The following is a 13,886-nucleotide window of genomic DNA, read 5'->3' as shown; positions in this document are numbered from 1 at the left end:
TGTTCCCCCTTGCTCCCCCTTGCTCCCCCGTGTTCTTCCGAGCCACCCCCCAGCGGCCCGGCCCCCGTTCCCCCTACCTCAGGCGACCAGTTCGCCGAAGGCGTTCTCCTCGTCACGGCCGAAGCTGAGGACCTCGTCCTCGCGCAGCCGGCGCAGCGAGCGCCAGATGCTGGACTTGACCGTGCCGACACTGATGTTGAGTATGTCCGCGATCTCCGGGTCCGTGCGGCCCTCGTAGTAGCGCAGGACCAGCATGGTGCGCTGGAGTTCGGGCAGCCGGGCCAGCGCCTGCCACAGGACCGCGCGCAGTTCGGTACCGCGCATCGCGTCCGTCTCGCCGGGCGTCTCGGGCAGTTCCTCGGTCGGGTACTCGTTGAGCTTGCGGCGCCGCCAGGCGCTGATGTGCAGGTTCGTCATCGTGCGACGGAGGTATCCGCCGACGGCCGCCTTGTCGCTGATCCGGTCCCACGCCCGGTAGGTCGAGAACAGCGCGCTCTGCAGCAGGTCCTCGGCCTCGAAGCGGTCGCCGGTCAGGTGGTAGGCGGTGGCGTACAGGGAGGCGCGGCGCTCCTGGACGTAGGCGGTGAACTCCGCCTCCGTCAGCGAGCGGCGCTCCCCCGGGTCCTCCCCGTACGCGCTCCCCCCGTGCGTCTCCCCCGCACGCGCGTCAATCACCGACATGTACGGCTGCTGCCCGTACACGGTGTGCTGACGCCCGGTGCCGCGAGCGCACCCCCGCCCTCCCCCACGCTCGAACGCACTCGCGCGGGAGGTACCCCCATCAACACCGGACTTCTCGGAACCCCGGTGCACGTCGTGCAGACGCGTGACCACTGCGCTGGTGCTGATGCTGTGCAGCGTGTTCATCTCGCGCTCCCCGTCGTGGACTTCCGGTGCTTCTGTCCTGCTCCGGGCCCGGCCCGGTCGTACTCCGGGCCGTTCCGGCCATTCCGGCCGGGTCCGGCTCCTCGCCGTGCCCGTGACCAAAAGCCTGCCGGGATCACTTCATCGCCGTGTCCGCCGACTGTCACAGACCTGTCACAGGACCCCCTGCCGTCGGCGCTGTCACAGGAAGTGCACAGACGGTGGCGATAGCGCGGGTGGCGCGGGTCGCGGACAGCGCGATGCCGACGCGGACAGGTCGTACGACACCCCGTCCATGGGCCAGAATGGGCGGGTGCCTTCCCTGTTGCTGATCGAGGACGACGACGCCATCCGTACGGCCCTGGAGCTCTCACTGACGCGCCAGGGACACCGTGTGGCCACCGCTGCCAGCGGCGAGGACGGTCTGAAGCTGCTGCGCGAGCAGCGGCCGGACCTCATCGTGCTGGACGTGATGCTGCCCGGCATCGACGGGTTCGAGGTGTGCCGGCGCATCCGGCGCACGGACCAGCTGCCGATCATCCTGCTGACCGCGCGCAGCGATGACATCGACGTGGTGGTCGGTCTGGAGTCCGGCGCCGACGACTATGTGGTCAAGCCGGTCCAGGGCCGGGTGCTGGACGCCCGTATCCGGGCCGTGCTGCGGCGCGGGGAACGCGAGTCGAGCGACTCGGCGACCTTCGGCAACCTGGTCATCGACCGTTCGGCGATGACCGTGACGAAGAACGGCGAGGACCTCCAGCTCACCCCGACCGAGCTGCGGCTGCTCCTGGAGCTGAGCCGGCGGCCCGGCCAGGCGCTGTCCCGCCAGCAACTGCTGCGCCTGGTGTGGGAGCACGACTACCTGGGCGACTCCCGCCTGGTGGACGCGTGCGTGCAGCGGCTGCGCGCCAAGGTGGAGGACGTGCCCTCGTCCCCGACCCTGATCCGCACCGTCCGTGGTGTCGGCTACCGCCTGGACACTCCTCAGTGAGCGACACGCGAGGCGGGCTCCGCGGCTGGGCCGCGGGCCGCAAGGGAGGTCTGTCCCGGCTCAGGTTCACGAGCCTCCGGCTGCGGCTGGTCGTCGTCTTCGGCCTGGTCGCCCTCACCGCCGCGGTGTCGGCGTCGGGGATCGCCTACTGGCTCAACCGCGAGGCGGTGCTCACCCGCGCCCAGGACGCGGTGCTGCGCGACTTCCGCCAGGAGATGCAGAACCGCGCGGGCGCCCTGCCGGCCCACCCCACCCAGGACGAACTCCAGCGCACCGCCGGGCAGATGGCGGCGAGCAGCCAGAGCTTCAGCGTGCTCCTGGTCGGCCAGGACGCGCACGGCAAGACGGTGTACGGCAACTCGGGCGGGATCAACGGGTTCTCGCTGGAGGACGTGCCCACGTCGCTGCGCACGGCGGTGAACCGGCAGCAGGAGGTCAGCGACACCAACAAGCAGCCGTACCACCTGTACTGGCAGCGGGTCGTCGACCACGGCACGCCGTACCTGGTCGCCGGTACGCGGGTGATCGGCGGCGGTCCGACCGGTTACATGGCGAAGTCCCTGGAGCCGGAGGCGAAGGATCTCGACTCGCTCGCCTGGTCGTTGGGCATCGCCACCGGCCTCGCGCTGATCGGCGCCGCGCTGCTCGCGCAGGCCGCCGCCACGACCGTGCTCAAGCCGGTGCACCGCCTCGGCGTCGCCGCCCGGCGGCTCGGCGAGGGCAAGCTGGACACCCGGTTGCGCGTGTCGGGAACGGACGAACTCGCCGATCTGTCCCGGACGTTCAACAACGCGGCCGAGGCGCTGGAGAAGCGGGTCGCGGACATGGCCGCGCGGGACGACGCCTCGCGGCGCTTCGTCGCCGACATGAGCCATGAGCTGCGGACGCCGCTCACCGCCATCACCGCGGTCACCGAGGTGCTGGAGGAGGAACTGGACTCGGACGCGGGCAGCATGGACCCGATGATCGAGCCCGCGGTCCGCCTGGTCGTCAGCGAGACGCGCCGCCTGAACAACCTGGTCGAGAACCTGATGGAGGTCACCCGCTTCGACGCGGGCACCGCCCGGCTGGTCCTGGACGACGTCGACGTGGCCGACCAGATCACCGCGTGCATCGACGCCCGCGCCTGGCTGGACGCGGTGGAGCTGGACGCCGAGCGCGGCATCCACGCCCGCCTCGACCCGCGCCGCCTCGACGTGATCCTCGCCAACCTGATCGGCAACGCCCTCAAGCACGGCGGCTCGCCGGTGCGGGTCTCGGTGCGCGAGGCGGCCGACTCGGTGGTCATCCAGGTCCGCGACCACGGCCCCGGCATCCCCGAGGACGTCCTCCCGCACGTCTTCGACCGCTTCTACAAGGCCAGCGCCTCGCGCCCCCGCTCGGAGGGCAGCGGCCTCGGCCTCTCCATCGCGATGGAGAACGCGCACATCCACGGCGGCGAGATCACCGCGGCCAACTCACCCGAGGGCGGCGCGGTGTTCACCCTGCGACTGCCGCGGGACGCGTCGGAGCTGACGGAGGACCCGGGGGAGAACGGGGAGAACGGCAAGGCGGGCGAGAAGGAAGAGAAGAAGAAGGACGGGAACGCGACGCAGGGGAAGGAGGGGCGATGACGACGGTACGACGACCACGACGAGGGCTCCGATGGCCGGCACTCCCCCTGCTGGCCGCCCTGCTCACCGGCTGCGGCATCCGCGCCACCCAGGTACCGACCGACTTCGGCCCGGCGCCCTCGCGGGTCCCGTGCTCGCTGGCGGGCCCGGACACGGCGGCGCAGCAGGGCGTGCCCGTGCAGGTCTTCCTGCTGTGCGGCTCGTCCCTGGTGACGGTGGACCGTACGGTACGGGTCCCCGAGGGCACCCCCGACGCCCGCCGCCGGGTGATGGTGGCCCAGGGCCTGCTGGACCAGCTGGCCGCGACCCCCTCCGCGGCGGAGCGCTCCGCGGGCTACTCGACCCGGGTCCCGGGCGGCCTGACCGTCTCCGGCCCCGCCCCCCACGACCCCGAGGACACCCTCCGCCTCGGCACCACCCCCGCCCGCCTCTCCGCCCCCGCCCTCGCCCAGCTGGTCTGCACCCTCTCCGACTCCGCGGCGACGGAGGGCGACGGCTCGGTCATCCTGGGCGGCCCCGCCCCCTCCCCCCTCAGCCGCTACGAGTGCACGGACGACGTGCGCAACCGCCCGGGTACGACGGCGCCGCCGGCGAGCGAGGTGCCGGAGGGGACGGCGTAGCCGCCGAGGTGCCGGTCCCGCGCTTCCCGCTCGACCGCGTCGAGGGCGCCGACGGGGTTCCCGGCGTCGTACGCGTCGCGACAGCGGGGCGGCCGACGGCCCCGTGCCGGTGATCGGGGCGCGGGCGGAGCCCGTCGGCGCCGCCGGGTCGGACCGTTCCGGGTCGGTCCGGTTCCGGACCTGTTACGGGTCGGGTCGGTCCGGTTCCGGACCTGTTCCGGTCGGGTCGGGCCGGTTCCGGACCTGTTCCGGGTCGGGTCGGTCCGGTTCCGGACCTGTTCCGGTCGGGCCGACTCCGGGTCGGGACACGGGCGCCACACAGGTCGTCCCCCGATGCGGAACCGATCGTACGGACCCACGCGTCTTGGGGGGCGTGCAGCGTCAAGGGGACTTCGGCGGCGGCGCCGTCATCCGCGTCCGGGCGGCAGGAGGCATCCTCCTCCTCGCCCACATCGTCTTCGTCGCCTGGCTGACGCTGCGGCCACTGGACGTCCCCTGGGTGACGCCGCCCAATCTGCACCCCCTGGCCGGCATCCGCGCCGACCTGGCGCTGGGGTGGCCCGCCGCGGTGAAGCCGCTCGGCGAGGGGCTCGCGCTGCTCGCGCCGCTCGGCGTGCTGCTGCCGATGGCGCACGGCCGCCTCGACGTGTCCCCGCTCGCCTCGCTGCTGCGCACCGCCGCCGCGGCCTCCCTGATCTCGCTCGGCATCGCGCTGCTCCAGACCGGCGTCCCGGGCCGGGTCGTGGACGTCGACTCGCTGCTGCTGAACACGGCGGGGGTGATCCTGGCCCACCTGCTCGTCGTACCTGCCGCCCGCGCGCGTCTGCGCAGGTGGGAGCGGGTGCACGAGCGCCTGGAGGCGGAGCCGGCCACCTTCCAGGAGGGGCTTTCTCAGGGGCGTACCCCGACGATTCCCAGGGTCGGAATCGCTCCTTAGAGTGACGCTTCGTCCCCTTCGTGTCCGTATCGTCGTAGACAGCTGATCGAGCCCACCGACGACCACGGAGGATGCGCCATGACCGCCCTTGCCCGACCCACCCACGGCCGCATGATCGGCGGAGTGTGCGCGGGCCTGGCCCGCCGCTTCGGCACCTCCGCGACCACGATGCGGGTGATCTTCCTGCTGTCCTGCCTGCTGCCGGGCCCCCAGTTCCTGCTCTACATAGCCCTGTGGATCCTGCTGCCGTCCGAGGACGAGGCCCGCACCACCAGCTGGTGACAGCACGCCGCCGGGGCGCTCCGGTCGGATCCGGAACACCCCGGCGGCGCCGGACGGGTGGCGGCGTCAGCCGAGCGGCAGTCCGTTCACGCCCATCCCGTTCGTGGGCAGACCCGTGCTCCCCAGCGGCAGCCCGCCGAGCAGTCCGGTCGGCCCCTGCGCGAGCACCCGCTGCACGGCAGGCTGCGCGGCGGCCACTCCGGAGGCCACGGCGCCGTGCTCCTGGGTGAGCCCCTGGACGGCCCCCGGCAGCGCCTTGGCGACCTGCGTGGCGTCGGGAGTGGCGGGGGCCGCGTGGGCGGCGCCCGCGCCGACGGCGGCGAAGGCGGCACCGAGGGCGGCGACACCGAGGGTCTTGGCAGCAGACTGCTTCATGGTGAATGCGTCCTTGAATGCGACGGAAAAATGCAGGAGAGGTCCACGACCGTAAACGCGCCGCGCCCGGACCCGCAAACGCCGAAATGCGGACGACTCGCGAGAACGCGACCGCATTCCGTACGGAGGAGAGGCGGTGTACTACCCCTCGACTCCCGCAGAACCGCTGGTGGGAGACGTCTGCTGGAAAAGCCATTCGGATTTCAGTTCGGCGTATCCGGGCTTGATGACGTCATTGATCATCGCAAGGCGTTCATCGAAAGGAATGAACGCTGATTTCATCCCATTGACGGAGAACCACTGGAGGTCGTCGAGCGTGTAACCGAACGCATCGACAAGATGCTCGAACTCCTGGCTCATGCTGGTGTGCGACATAAGACGATTGTCGGTATTCACCGTGGCCCGGAACAGAAGCCTGCGCAGCAGCCCGATCGGATGCTCGGCGTACGAGGGCGCGGCCCCCGTCTGGAGATTGGAGCTGGGGCACAGCTCCAGCGGGATCCGCTTGTCCCGGACGTACGACGCGAGCCGGCCGAGCCGCACCGATCCGTCGGGGCGCACCTCGATGTCGTCGATGATCCGCACCCCGTGCCCGAGCCGGTCGGCGCCGCACCACTGGAGCGCCTGCCAGATCGACGGCAGCCCGAAGGCCTCTCCGGCGTGGATGGTGAAGTGGTTGTTCTCGCGCTTGAGGTACTCGAAGGCGTCCAGGTGCCGGGTGGGCGGATACCCGGCCTCGGCACCGGCGATGTCGAAGCCGACGACACCGGAGTCCCGGTAGCGGTTGGCGAGTTCGGCGATCTCCAGGGAGCGGGCCGCGTGCCGCATGGCGGTGAGCAGGGCGCCGACGCGGATCCGGTGCCCGTTCTCCCGGGCGAGCCGTTCCCCCTGCCGGAACCCCTCGTCGACGGCCTCGACGACCTCTTCCAGGGCCAGCCCCTGCTCCAGGTGCTGCTCGGGCGCGTACCGCACCTCGGCGTAGACCACGCCGTCCTCGGCGAGGTCCTCCGCGCACTCCCGGGCCACCCGGACCAGGGCCTCCCGGGTCTGCATCACGCCGACGGTGTGCCGGAAGGTCTCCAGATAGCGCTCCAGCGAACCGGAGTCGGCGGCCTCGTGGAACCAGAGACCCAGCTTGCCGGGATCGGTCTCGGGAAGCTCCGTGTACCCGCTTTCCCGGGCGAGTTCGACGACGGTGCCGGGCCGGAGGCCGCCGTCGAGATGATCGTGCAGCAGAACCTTGGGCGCCCGGCGGATCTGGTCCGGCGTCGGTACGTGCCCCGGGACGTTCGCCGGGACGGTCCCCTTCGGTGCAGTCTGGCTCGTCATTTCCGCACTGTAACGCCTACGCGCGTAGAAATCTCCGGCTCCGCACCCGGACACGGCCGGACGTTTTCCGTCTCCTTTACGTCGATACCCAACGGTGACCGCCAGTACGGGTTTCGTACACCGCGGCTTCTGACACTGTTCTGCCATGGGACAGCAAGCGTCGCCACCGGTCCGAACGGCCGGGCTGGGCAGGGCGGTCGGGCCGGTGCCGGATTCGGTGTGCGGGGTGGTGCTGCTGCTGCCCGAGGGGGACGAGGTCTCCGCGCGCAGGCCGCCCCTGGTGGGGGCGACGGCGTTCGTCCGCTCGCTGGGGCGCCGGTTCGCCCGTACGGGACGGGCGGAGGGGCTGGCCGTGCACACCGTCCGCTACCGCTACCGGGGGTGGAACGGCAGCGAGGCCCGTCTCGCCGTCGACGCGGAGTGGGCCGCCGACGAGGTCGTGCGGCGGTACGGAGACGTCCCCGTGTGCCTGGTCGGTGTCGGCATGGGCGGCCGGGCGGCGCTGCGGGCGGGCGGGCACCAGGCCGTCAACTCGGTGGTGGCGCTGGCTCCCTGGCTGCCCGAGGAGGACGTGGCCGCGCCGCCCGAGCCGGTGAAGCAGCTGGTGGGGCGGCGGGTGCTGATCGTGCACGGCACGAACGACGCCAGATCCGACCCGGAGTTGTCGTTCCGGCTCGCGGCGCGGGCGAAGAAGGTGAACCGGGAGGTGTGCCGGTTCGAGGTGCACTCCGACGGACACCGGTTGCACGGCTATCGGGACGAAGTGGTGTGCCTCGCGGACGACTTCGTGCGGGGCGCGCTGTTCGGGCACCCGGTGGCCCGGCCGGTCGAGGACGCGCTGGCGGCGCCCCCGCCGATCGGGCTGCGGATGCCGTTGGCGGCCGGGTTCGGCAGCTCGCTGCGGCGGTGAGCCCCCTGCGGGCGGGACCCGTCAGGCGAGCAGGTTCCCCCTCCTCGACAGCAGGAACTTCTTGAAGGCGGCGACCGGTGGGGTGTCCGGGCGGTCGGCCGGCCACGCGACGCCGATCTCGCGGACGGCCCGGGGCGCGGTGACGGTCAGTTCCACCACCCCCGGCCTCGGCACCGTCGGCGGCGGCAGCAGCGCGACCCCGAGGCCGGCCGCGACCAGGCCTCGCAGGGTCTCGGCCTCCTCCCCCTCGAAGGCGATCCGGGGGGTGAAACCGGCCTCGCGGCACAGGGCGTCGGTGATGCGCCGCAGGCCGTAGCCGGGCTCCAGGGTGACGAAGTTCTCCTCGGCCGCCTCGGCCAGCCGGATCCGGCGGCGGCCCGCCAGCGGATGGTCCGCGGGCACGACCAGGCGCAGCTTCTGCTCGTCGAGGCGGCGGGCGACGAGGTCGGGGGCGTCCGGGACGGGGGAGGTCAGGCACAGGTCGAGGCGGCCGGCGCGCATGCCCTCCAGCATGGCCTCGCCGTAGTTCTGGACCAGGCTGAAGCGGATGCGGGGGTGCTCGGCGCGGAAGGCGTGCAGCAGTCCTGGTACGGTCTCGGCGCCCATGGTGTGCAGGAAGCCGAAGGCGACCTTGCCGGTGGCCGGGTCGGCGTCCGCGCGGACCTCCTCGGCGGCCCGTTCCACCTCGCCGAGGGCGCGTTCGACGGAGGCGAGGAAGGTGCGGCCGGCGGTGGTGAGGACGAGGGTGCGGCCGCGGCGGGCGAAGAGTTCGACACCCAGGTCCTGCTCCAGGCGGGCCATCGCGCGGGAGAGGGTGGACTGGGGGACGTTCATCTCCTGGGCGGCGCGGGTGACGTGCTCGTTGCGGGCGACGCCGGCGAAGTAGGCGAGGCGGGGCGCGAGCAACAGCGCCATGTCTTCTGTGTCACCGAATGGTGACAGGCGATGCTCTGACCTCTGCTGATGCTCCATGGGAACGATTATGGCGATTCCATGCATTGGACGGATCAGAGGACCGTCCCTACGGTCGAAGCATGTCTCCCGCCAGTACCGGGGCGTCCGCCACCCTGGACGCCGCGTCCCCCGTCGCCACCACCTCCTCAGACACCGGTGTCTCCGACTCCCGCATGACCCCGGGCGGCCCCGGCTACCGCCGGATGAGCCTCGCCCTCTTCCTCGCCGGGGTCGCGACCTTCGCCCTGCTGTACTCCACCCAGGCCCTGCTGCCGCTGATCTCCGACGACTTCGGGGTCGCGGCGAGCGAGGCCAGCTGGACCGTGGCGGCCGCGACCGGCGGGCTCGCGCTGTTCGTGCTGCCGATGAGCGCCCTGTCGGAGCGCTTCGGGCGTCGTACGGTGATGACGGCTTCGCTGGCGGTCGCGGTGGCCGTCGGCCTGCTGGTGCCCTTCGCGCCCTCGATCGGGGCGCTGGTGGCGCTGCGCGCGGTGCAGGGCGCGGCGCTCGCGGGAGTGCCCGCCTCCGCCCAGGCGTACCTGGCCGAGGAGGTGCGGCCGCGGGCGCTGGTGACGGCGATCGGCCTGTTCGTGGCGGGCAACAGCGTCGGCGGGATGAGCGGCCGGGTGATCACCGGCTGGGTGGCGCAGTTGTGGGGCTGGCGGGTGTCGGTCGGTGTGATCGGGGTGATCGCGGTCGGGTGCGCGGTGGCGTTCCGGCTGCTGCTGCCGGCCCCGCGGCACTTCAGGGCGGGTTCGCTGCGTCCGCGCGTGCTGCTCGGCACGGTCCGCGCCCACCTCTCCGACCCGCTGCTGCGCCGGCTGTACGCGATCGGCGCGCTGTTCATGACGGTGTTCGGTGGCGTGTACACGGTGATCGGCTACCGGCTGACGGGCGCACCGTTCGGCCTGCCGCAGGGCATCGTGGGCTCGATCTTCCTGGTCTACCTGGTGGGCACGGTCTCGGCGTCCACGGCGGGCCGCCTGGTGGGCCGGCTCGGCCGCCGGGGCGCGCTGTACCTGGCGGGCGGCACGACCGCGGCGGGCCTGCTCCTCTCCCTGGCCGCGTCCCTCCCCCTCGTGCTCCTCGGCCTGGTGCTGATCACCGCGGGCTTCTTCGCCGGCCACGCGGTCGCCTCCTCGGCGGTCAGCAAGACCGCCACCCGCGGCCGCGCCCAGGCCTCCGCGCTCTACCAGTCCGCCTACTACATCGGTTCCAGCGTCGGCAGCACGGTCGGCGCCCTCGCCTTCCACGCGAACGGCTGGCCGGGCACGGTGAGCGTCGGCCTCCTCGCGGTCCTGGGCGTCGTCGCCCTCACGGTGCTCGGCTCGCGGGCGGCGCGGGTGGCGAAGCGGCGGGAGCCCGTCACGGCGTGACGCCTCGTGAGTGATCACGGGGTCCCCCCTGTTCGGGGCCGGTTGTCAGTGGGCGCGGATAGCGTCGCCACGACAACACGGTCGTCGAGCGGGGGGTTTGCCGTATGGAGTTCCGGATCGCGCGCGGGGAGCTGGCGGAGGCGGTGGGCAGGGCGGCGAGGGCGCTGCCGGCGCGGACGCCGGTGCCGGTGCTGGGCGGCCTGCTGCTGACCGCGGAGGAGGGGCGGCTGACGGTGTCCGGCTCCGACTTCGAGACCACGGCCCGGGTGCGGACCGGGGCGGAGGTGGGCGCGGCGGGCCGGGTGCTGGTGCTCGGGCGCCGGCTCCTCGACATCTGCCGGGTGGTGCCGGAGGGCCCGGTGCGCTGTGCGCTGGAGGGGACGCGGTTCACGGTGGAGGCGGGCGGCACCCGGTTCGGGCTGTCGACGCTGCCGTACGAGGAGTATCCGGCGCTGCCCGAGGCGCCCCCGGAGTACGGCGCGGTGGACGCGGAGGCGTTCGCGACGGCCGTCGGGCAGGTGGCGGTCGCGGCGGGGCGCGACGACACGTTGCCGGCACTCACGGGGGTCCGGCTCCGGCTGGACGGCGAGGAGATGACCCTGTCGGCGTCCGACCGGTACCGCTATGCCGTCCGGCGGCTGGAGTGGCAGCCGCGGGCCGGGTCGGCCGGGGAGCCGGTGGAGGTGCTGGTGCCCGCGCGGCGGCTGCTGGAGACGGCGCGGGGGCTCGCGCGGTGCGGGTCCGCGCGGCTCCTGCTGGATCCGGGGGCGGGGCCGGGGCCGGGGACCGGGGCGGTCGGGTTCGAGGGCGGGGGCGCGCGGACGCTGCTGCGGCGGCTGGAGGGCCGGCTTCCGGGCTACGGCGCGCTGTTCGAGCTGACGGGTGCCTCGGTCGCCGAGGTGGATGCCGCGGCGCTGACGGAGGCGGTGCGGCGGGTCGCGGTGGTCGCCGAGGCGAACAGCCCGGTGCGGCTGGACTTCGCCGCGGCCGACGGGTCGCTGCTGGTGCGGGCCGGGTACGGGGACGACGTGGCGGCGCAGCGGCTGCCGGCCGTGCTGCGGGGCGCCGAGGAGGCGACGGTGGCCTTCAACCCGGTGTATCTGCTGGACGCGCTGAACTCCTTCGAGTGCCCCGGGCTGCGGTTCGAACTGCTCGGGGCGGGGCAGCGGGCGCTGCTCGTCGGCACCGGGGCGGCGGGCGGCCACCAGCATCTGCTCATGTCCGTGAAGCAACTGGTCTGATCTGGTCTTTTGCGGACTCCGACGGTCGTTGTCAGTGGGCTGCGGTAGCTTCCGGAGTGCTGGGGCGCGAAGGCGCGGGGCGGTCACAGGGGCGGGTGGACGATGGGTGACGGGATGGCGACGGCGGAGATCGGTGTCGCGCTGGAGAAGCACCGGACCGAGCTGACCGGGTACTGCTACCGGATGCTCGGCTCGTCCTTCGAGGCGGAGGACGCGGTGCAGGACACCCTGGTGCGGGCCTGGCGGAGTCACGAGAGGTTCGAGGGCCGGTCCTCGTTGCGCTCGTGGCTGTACCGGATCGCGACCAACGTGTGCCTGGACATGCTGGCGGCGGGCAACAGGCGGGCGCGGCCGATGGATCTGACCGCCGCGACCCCGCTCGCGCAGGCGGCGCTGTCGCCGCGCCCGGATCACACCTGGCTGGAGCCGGTGCCGGACGCGCGGGTGCTGCCCACGGTGGACGATCCTGCGGAGGCTGCGATAGCCAAGGAGTCGGTCCGGCTGGCGTTCATGGCGGCGTTGCAGCAACTGCCGCCCAAGCAGCGGGCGGTGCTGATCCTGCGCGAGGTGCTGGCGTGGCGGGCGAGCGAGGTCGCCGAGCTGCTGGAGACCTCGGTCGCCTCGGTCAACAGCGCGTTGCAGCGGGCGCGGGCCACGCTCGCCGAGCGGGCGGACGCGGGCGCCGAGGGGACGGTGTCCGATCCGCTGGACGAGGAGCAGCAGAAGCTTCTGGAGCGCTATGTGAAGGCGTTCGAGGGGTACGACATGACGGCGCTGACGGCGCTGCTGCACGAGGACGCGGTCATGACGATGCCGCCGTTCGACCTGTGGCTGCGCGGTCCGGCCGACATCACCGGCTTCATGAGCACGCTCGGTGCCTCCTGCGCCGGCTCCCGGCTGCTGCCGGTGCGGGCGAACGGGCTGCCCGGGTTCGCGCACTACAAGCCGGACCCGGAAGGCGGCGGGTTCGCCCCGTGGGCCGTGCAGGTGCTGGAGCTGTCAGAGGGCCGGATCACCGGTTTCCACTGCTTCCTCGACACCCGGCGCTGGTTCCCCCTCTTCGGGCTGCCCCTCCATCTGGAAGCGGAGTCCGGCGAGGGCGAGAAGGGCGAGTAGCGCGGGGCCGGGGGCGCGCAGCCGGATCCGGCCGCCGGCCCGGCGGGCGGACAGCTCCAGCCGGGCCAGCAGGTCCACCTCGGCGAGGCCCGGTGGCCCGAGCGCGCCCGCGTCGCAGACGACGACCCGGGAGCCGGTGCGCTCCAGCGCCGAGCGTACGACGTCACAGAGCACCGGCACCTCGCCCCGTCCGACGGTTCCGTGCAGCACCAGCACGGGAGGTTCCTCGGCGTCCACGCAGGGGTAGACGGCCGGGGCGCGCGTAACTCATCGCGCGACCGCGGCCACCCGGCGCGACCCGGCATCACGGGAATCACATTGACCGGCTCCCGTCCCGGGCTGGAGGGTTGTGGCCGTGGCGGGGGTTCTCAGCGGGTTCGCGGTGATCGCGATCGTCATCGGGGCGGGCTATGTGCTCGGGCGGCGCGGGACGCTCGGGGCACACGGCATGGACGTGCTGACACGGCTGGCGTTCATGGTGGCCGGTCCCGCACTGCTGTTCACCACCCTGGCCAAGGCCGACCTCTCGGTGCTCTTCTCCGCCCGCCTGCTGGTGACGGCGCTGAGCACGGCGGCGGTCTCGGCCGTCTTCGTGGCGGCGGGGGTGGTACGGGGGTGGGGTGTGGGCCGTACGACGATCGGCGCGCTGTGCTCCGGTTACGTCAACTCGGGCAACCTGGGCATCCCCATCGCGGCGTACGTCCTGGGCGACGCGTCCCTCGTGGCACCGGTGCTGCTCTTCCAGGTCGTCCTCGTCACGCCGGTCGCGCTCACGGTGCTCGACCTGTCCGGCATGGGTGAGAAGGGCACGCCCGGGCAGCGGCTGCTGACCCCGCTGCGCAATCCGATCGCGGTGGGCTCGCTGTCCGGCGTGGTGGTCTCGGCCGCGGGCTGGAGACTCCCCGGCCCCGTGATGGACCCGCTCACCCTCATCGGCAACATGTCCGTCCCGGCGGCCCTGCTGGTCTTCGGCATGTCCCTGCACGGCAGCGCGGCGCCCTGGCGCGGCCGGGACCGCCGGCTCGTCCTGCTGTCCGTCGCCTTGAAGTCCCTGGGCCAGCCCCTCGCCGCCTGGGCCCTCGCCACCTCCCTCTTCCACCTCCACGGCGCCCCCCTGCTCGACGTCGTCGTCACCTCCGCCCTCCCCGCCGCCCAGAACCTCTTCACCTACGCCCGCCGCTACGACGTGGCCCAGTCCCTGGCCCGCGAGTCGATCCTCCTGTCGACGGTGGTCTCGGTACCGGTGCTGGTGGGGGTGGCGGCGGTGCTGGGGTGAGA

General features: G+C 72.9%; 15 protein-coding genes. 10 read left to right on the top strand and 5 right to left on the bottom strand.

What is annotated here, in order from left to right:
- Nucleotides 1–78: 78 nt before the first annotated feature.
- The gene (locus tag ACWDD7_RS10250) at nucleotides 79–867 is read right to left on the bottom strand and encodes a SigE family RNA polymerase sigma factor (protein ID WP_450457015.1); all 789 of its coding nucleotides are present in this window, start codon (nucleotides 865–867) and stop codon (nucleotides 79–81) included.
- A 310-nt stretch (nucleotides 868–1,177) separates the two neighbouring features.
- Here ACWDD7_RS10250 and afsQ1 point away from each other — a divergent pair, with 310 nt between their 5' ends.
- The 5 genes from afsQ1 to ACWDD7_RS10225 all read left to right on the top strand — a co-directional run bounded on the left by afsQ1 (nucleotide 1,178) and on the right by ACWDD7_RS10225 (nucleotide 5,307).
- Nucleotides 1,178–1,855 carry a two-component system response regulator AfsQ1 gene (gene afsQ1 / locus ACWDD7_RS10245; RefSeq protein ID WP_067041772.1) on the top strand — a complete coding sequence of 226 codons (678 nt, stop codon included), beginning with the start codon at nucleotides 1,178–1,180 and terminating at the stop codon, nucleotides 1,853–1,855.
- Nucleotides 1,852–3,468: an ATP-binding protein gene (locus tag ACWDD7_RS10240; RefSeq protein WP_450457014.1), complete on the top strand. Its 1,617-nt coding sequence runs from the start codon at nucleotides 1,852–1,854 to the stop codon at nucleotides 3,466–3,468. The genes afsQ1 and ACWDD7_RS10240 overlap by 4 nt, the downstream gene beginning before the upstream one ends.
- Nucleotides 3,465–4,088: a hypothetical protein gene (locus ACWDD7_RS10235; RefSeq protein ID WP_450457013.1), complete on the top strand. Its 624-nt coding sequence runs from the start codon at nucleotides 3,465–3,467 to the stop codon at nucleotides 4,086–4,088. The genes ACWDD7_RS10240 and ACWDD7_RS10235 overlap by 4 nt, the downstream gene beginning before the upstream one ends.
- Before the next feature lie 373 nt (nucleotides 4,089–4,461).
- A complete protein-coding gene (locus tag ACWDD7_RS10230) occupies nucleotides 4,462–5,025 on the top strand; it encodes a VanZ family protein (RefSeq protein ID WP_450457012.1) in 564 nt (187 codons plus the stop codon).
- A 78-nt stretch (nucleotides 5,026–5,103) separates the two neighbouring features.
- Entirely contained in the window at nucleotides 5,104–5,307 is a 204-nt protein-coding gene (locus ACWDD7_RS10225) for a PspC domain-containing protein (protein WP_351866062.1), read from the top strand.
- A gap of 66 nt (nucleotides 5,308–5,373) precedes the next feature.
- Here the strand turns inward: ACWDD7_RS10225 and ACWDD7_RS10220 are convergent, their stop codons facing one another.
- Together ACWDD7_RS10220 and ACWDD7_RS10215 are read right to left on the bottom strand one after the other, a co-directional pair.
- Nucleotides 5,374–5,682: an ATP-binding protein gene (locus ACWDD7_RS10220; RefSeq protein ID WP_450457011.1), complete on the bottom strand. Its 309-nt coding sequence runs from the start codon at nucleotides 5,680–5,682 to the stop codon at nucleotides 5,374–5,376.
- Nucleotides 5,683–5,823: 141 nt separating this feature from the next.
- The gene (locus tag ACWDD7_RS10215) at nucleotides 5,824–7,011 is read right to left on the bottom strand and encodes an adenosine deaminase (protein ID WP_450457010.1); all 1,188 of its coding nucleotides are present in this window, start codon (nucleotides 7,009–7,011) and stop codon (nucleotides 5,824–5,826) included.
- Between the two features lie 145 nt (nucleotides 7,012–7,156).
- Here ACWDD7_RS10215 and ACWDD7_RS10210 point away from each other — a divergent pair, with 145 nt between their 5' ends.
- Nucleotides 7,157–7,921 carry an alpha/beta hydrolase gene (locus tag ACWDD7_RS10210; protein ID WP_351866069.1) on the top strand — a complete coding sequence of 255 codons (765 nt, stop codon included), beginning with the start codon at nucleotides 7,157–7,159 and terminating at the stop codon, nucleotides 7,919–7,921.
- A gap of 21 nt (nucleotides 7,922–7,942) precedes the next feature.
- Here ACWDD7_RS10210 and ACWDD7_RS10205 read toward each other — a convergent pair whose 3' ends face one another.
- The gene (locus ACWDD7_RS10205) at nucleotides 7,943–8,893 is read right to left on the bottom strand and encodes a LysR family transcriptional regulator (RefSeq protein WP_450457009.1); all 951 of its coding nucleotides are present in this window, start codon (nucleotides 8,891–8,893) and stop codon (nucleotides 7,943–7,945) included.
- A 62-nt stretch (nucleotides 8,894–8,955) separates the two neighbouring features.
- Here ACWDD7_RS10205 and ACWDD7_RS10200 point away from each other — a divergent pair, with 62 nt between their 5' ends.
- The 3 genes from ACWDD7_RS10200 (at nucleotide 8,956) to ACWDD7_RS10190 (ending at nucleotide 12,608) form a co-directional block, all read left to right on the top strand.
- Nucleotides 8,956–10,251 carry an MFS transporter gene (locus ACWDD7_RS10200; RefSeq protein WP_450457008.1) on the top strand — a complete coding sequence of 432 codons (1,296 nt, stop codon included), beginning with the start codon at nucleotides 8,956–8,958 and terminating at the stop codon, nucleotides 10,249–10,251.
- 104 nt (nucleotides 10,252–10,355) lie between these two features.
- Nucleotides 10,356–11,492, top strand: coding sequence for a DNA polymerase III subunit beta (gene dnaN / locus ACWDD7_RS10195; RefSeq protein WP_450457007.1), 1,137 nt, complete (start codon nucleotides 10,356–10,358; stop codon nucleotides 11,490–11,492).
- A 102-nt stretch (nucleotides 11,493–11,594) separates the two neighbouring features.
- Nucleotides 11,595–12,608: a sigma-70 family RNA polymerase sigma factor gene (locus ACWDD7_RS10190; protein WP_450457006.1), complete on the top strand. Its 1,014-nt coding sequence runs from the start codon at nucleotides 11,595–11,597 to the stop codon at nucleotides 12,606–12,608.
- On the opposite strand, the gene ACWDD7_RS10185 is transcribed toward ACWDD7_RS10190, so the two are convergent.
- The gene (locus ACWDD7_RS10185; protein WP_450457005.1) at nucleotides 12,492–12,824 is read right to left on the bottom strand and encodes an STAS domain-containing protein; all 333 of its coding nucleotides are present in this window, start codon (nucleotides 12,822–12,824) and stop codon (nucleotides 12,492–12,494) included. The genes ACWDD7_RS10190 and ACWDD7_RS10185 overlap by 117 nt on opposite strands.
- 139 nt (nucleotides 12,825–12,963) lie before the next feature.
- Between ACWDD7_RS10185 and ACWDD7_RS10180 the strand changes: the two genes are divergently transcribed.
- Nucleotides 12,964–13,884: an AEC family transporter gene (locus ACWDD7_RS10180; RefSeq protein WP_450457004.1), complete on the top strand. Its 921-nt coding sequence runs from the start codon at nucleotides 12,964–12,966 to the stop codon at nucleotides 13,882–13,884.
- The last annotated feature ends 2 nt before the right edge of the window (nucleotides 13,885–13,886 follow it).

Source organism: Streptomyces sp. NPDC001056, assembly GCF_053598955.1.
This window is presented reverse-complemented; position numbering and strand designations above follow the sequence as displayed.

Bases quoted from the DNA above. Each gene is read 5' to 3' on its own strand.
- ACWDD7_RS10200 (WP_450457008.1), top strand. From the start codon at position 8,956: ATGTCTCCCGCCAGTACCGGGGCGTCCGCCACCCTGGACGCCGCGTCC.
- ACWDD7_RS10235 (WP_450457013.1), top strand. From the start codon at position 3,465: ATGACGACGGTACGACGACCACGACGAGGGCTCCGATGGCCGGCACTC.
- ACWDD7_RS10210 (WP_351866069.1), top strand. From the start codon at position 7,157: ATGGGACAGCAAGCGTCGCCACCGGTCCGAACGGCCGGGCTGGGCAGG.
- ACWDD7_RS10205 (WP_450457009.1), bottom strand. From the start codon at position 8,893: ATGGAGCATCAGCAGAGGTCAGAGCATCGCCTGTCACCATTCGGTGAC.
- dnaN (WP_450457007.1), top strand. From the start codon at position 10,356: ATGGAGTTCCGGATCGCGCGCGGGGAGCTGGCGGAGGCGGTGGGCAGG.
- ACWDD7_RS10225 (WP_351866062.1), top strand. From the start codon at position 5,104: ATGACCGCCCTTGCCCGACCCACCCACGGCCGCATGATCGGCGGAGTG.
- ACWDD7_RS10190 (WP_450457006.1), top strand. From the start codon at position 11,595: ATGGGTGACGGGATGGCGACGGCGGAGATCGGTGTCGCGCTGGAGAAG.
- ACWDD7_RS10250 (WP_450457015.1), bottom strand. From the start codon at position 867: ATGAACACGCTGCACAGCATCAGCACCAGCGCAGTGGTCACGCGTCTG.
- ACWDD7_RS10220 (WP_450457011.1), bottom strand. From the start codon at position 5,682: ATGAAGCAGTCTGCTGCCAAGACCCTCGGTGTCGCCGCCCTCGGTGCC.
- ACWDD7_RS10215 (WP_450457010.1), bottom strand. From the start codon at position 7,011: ATGACGAGCCAGACTGCACCGAAGGGGACCGTCCCGGCGAACGTCCCG.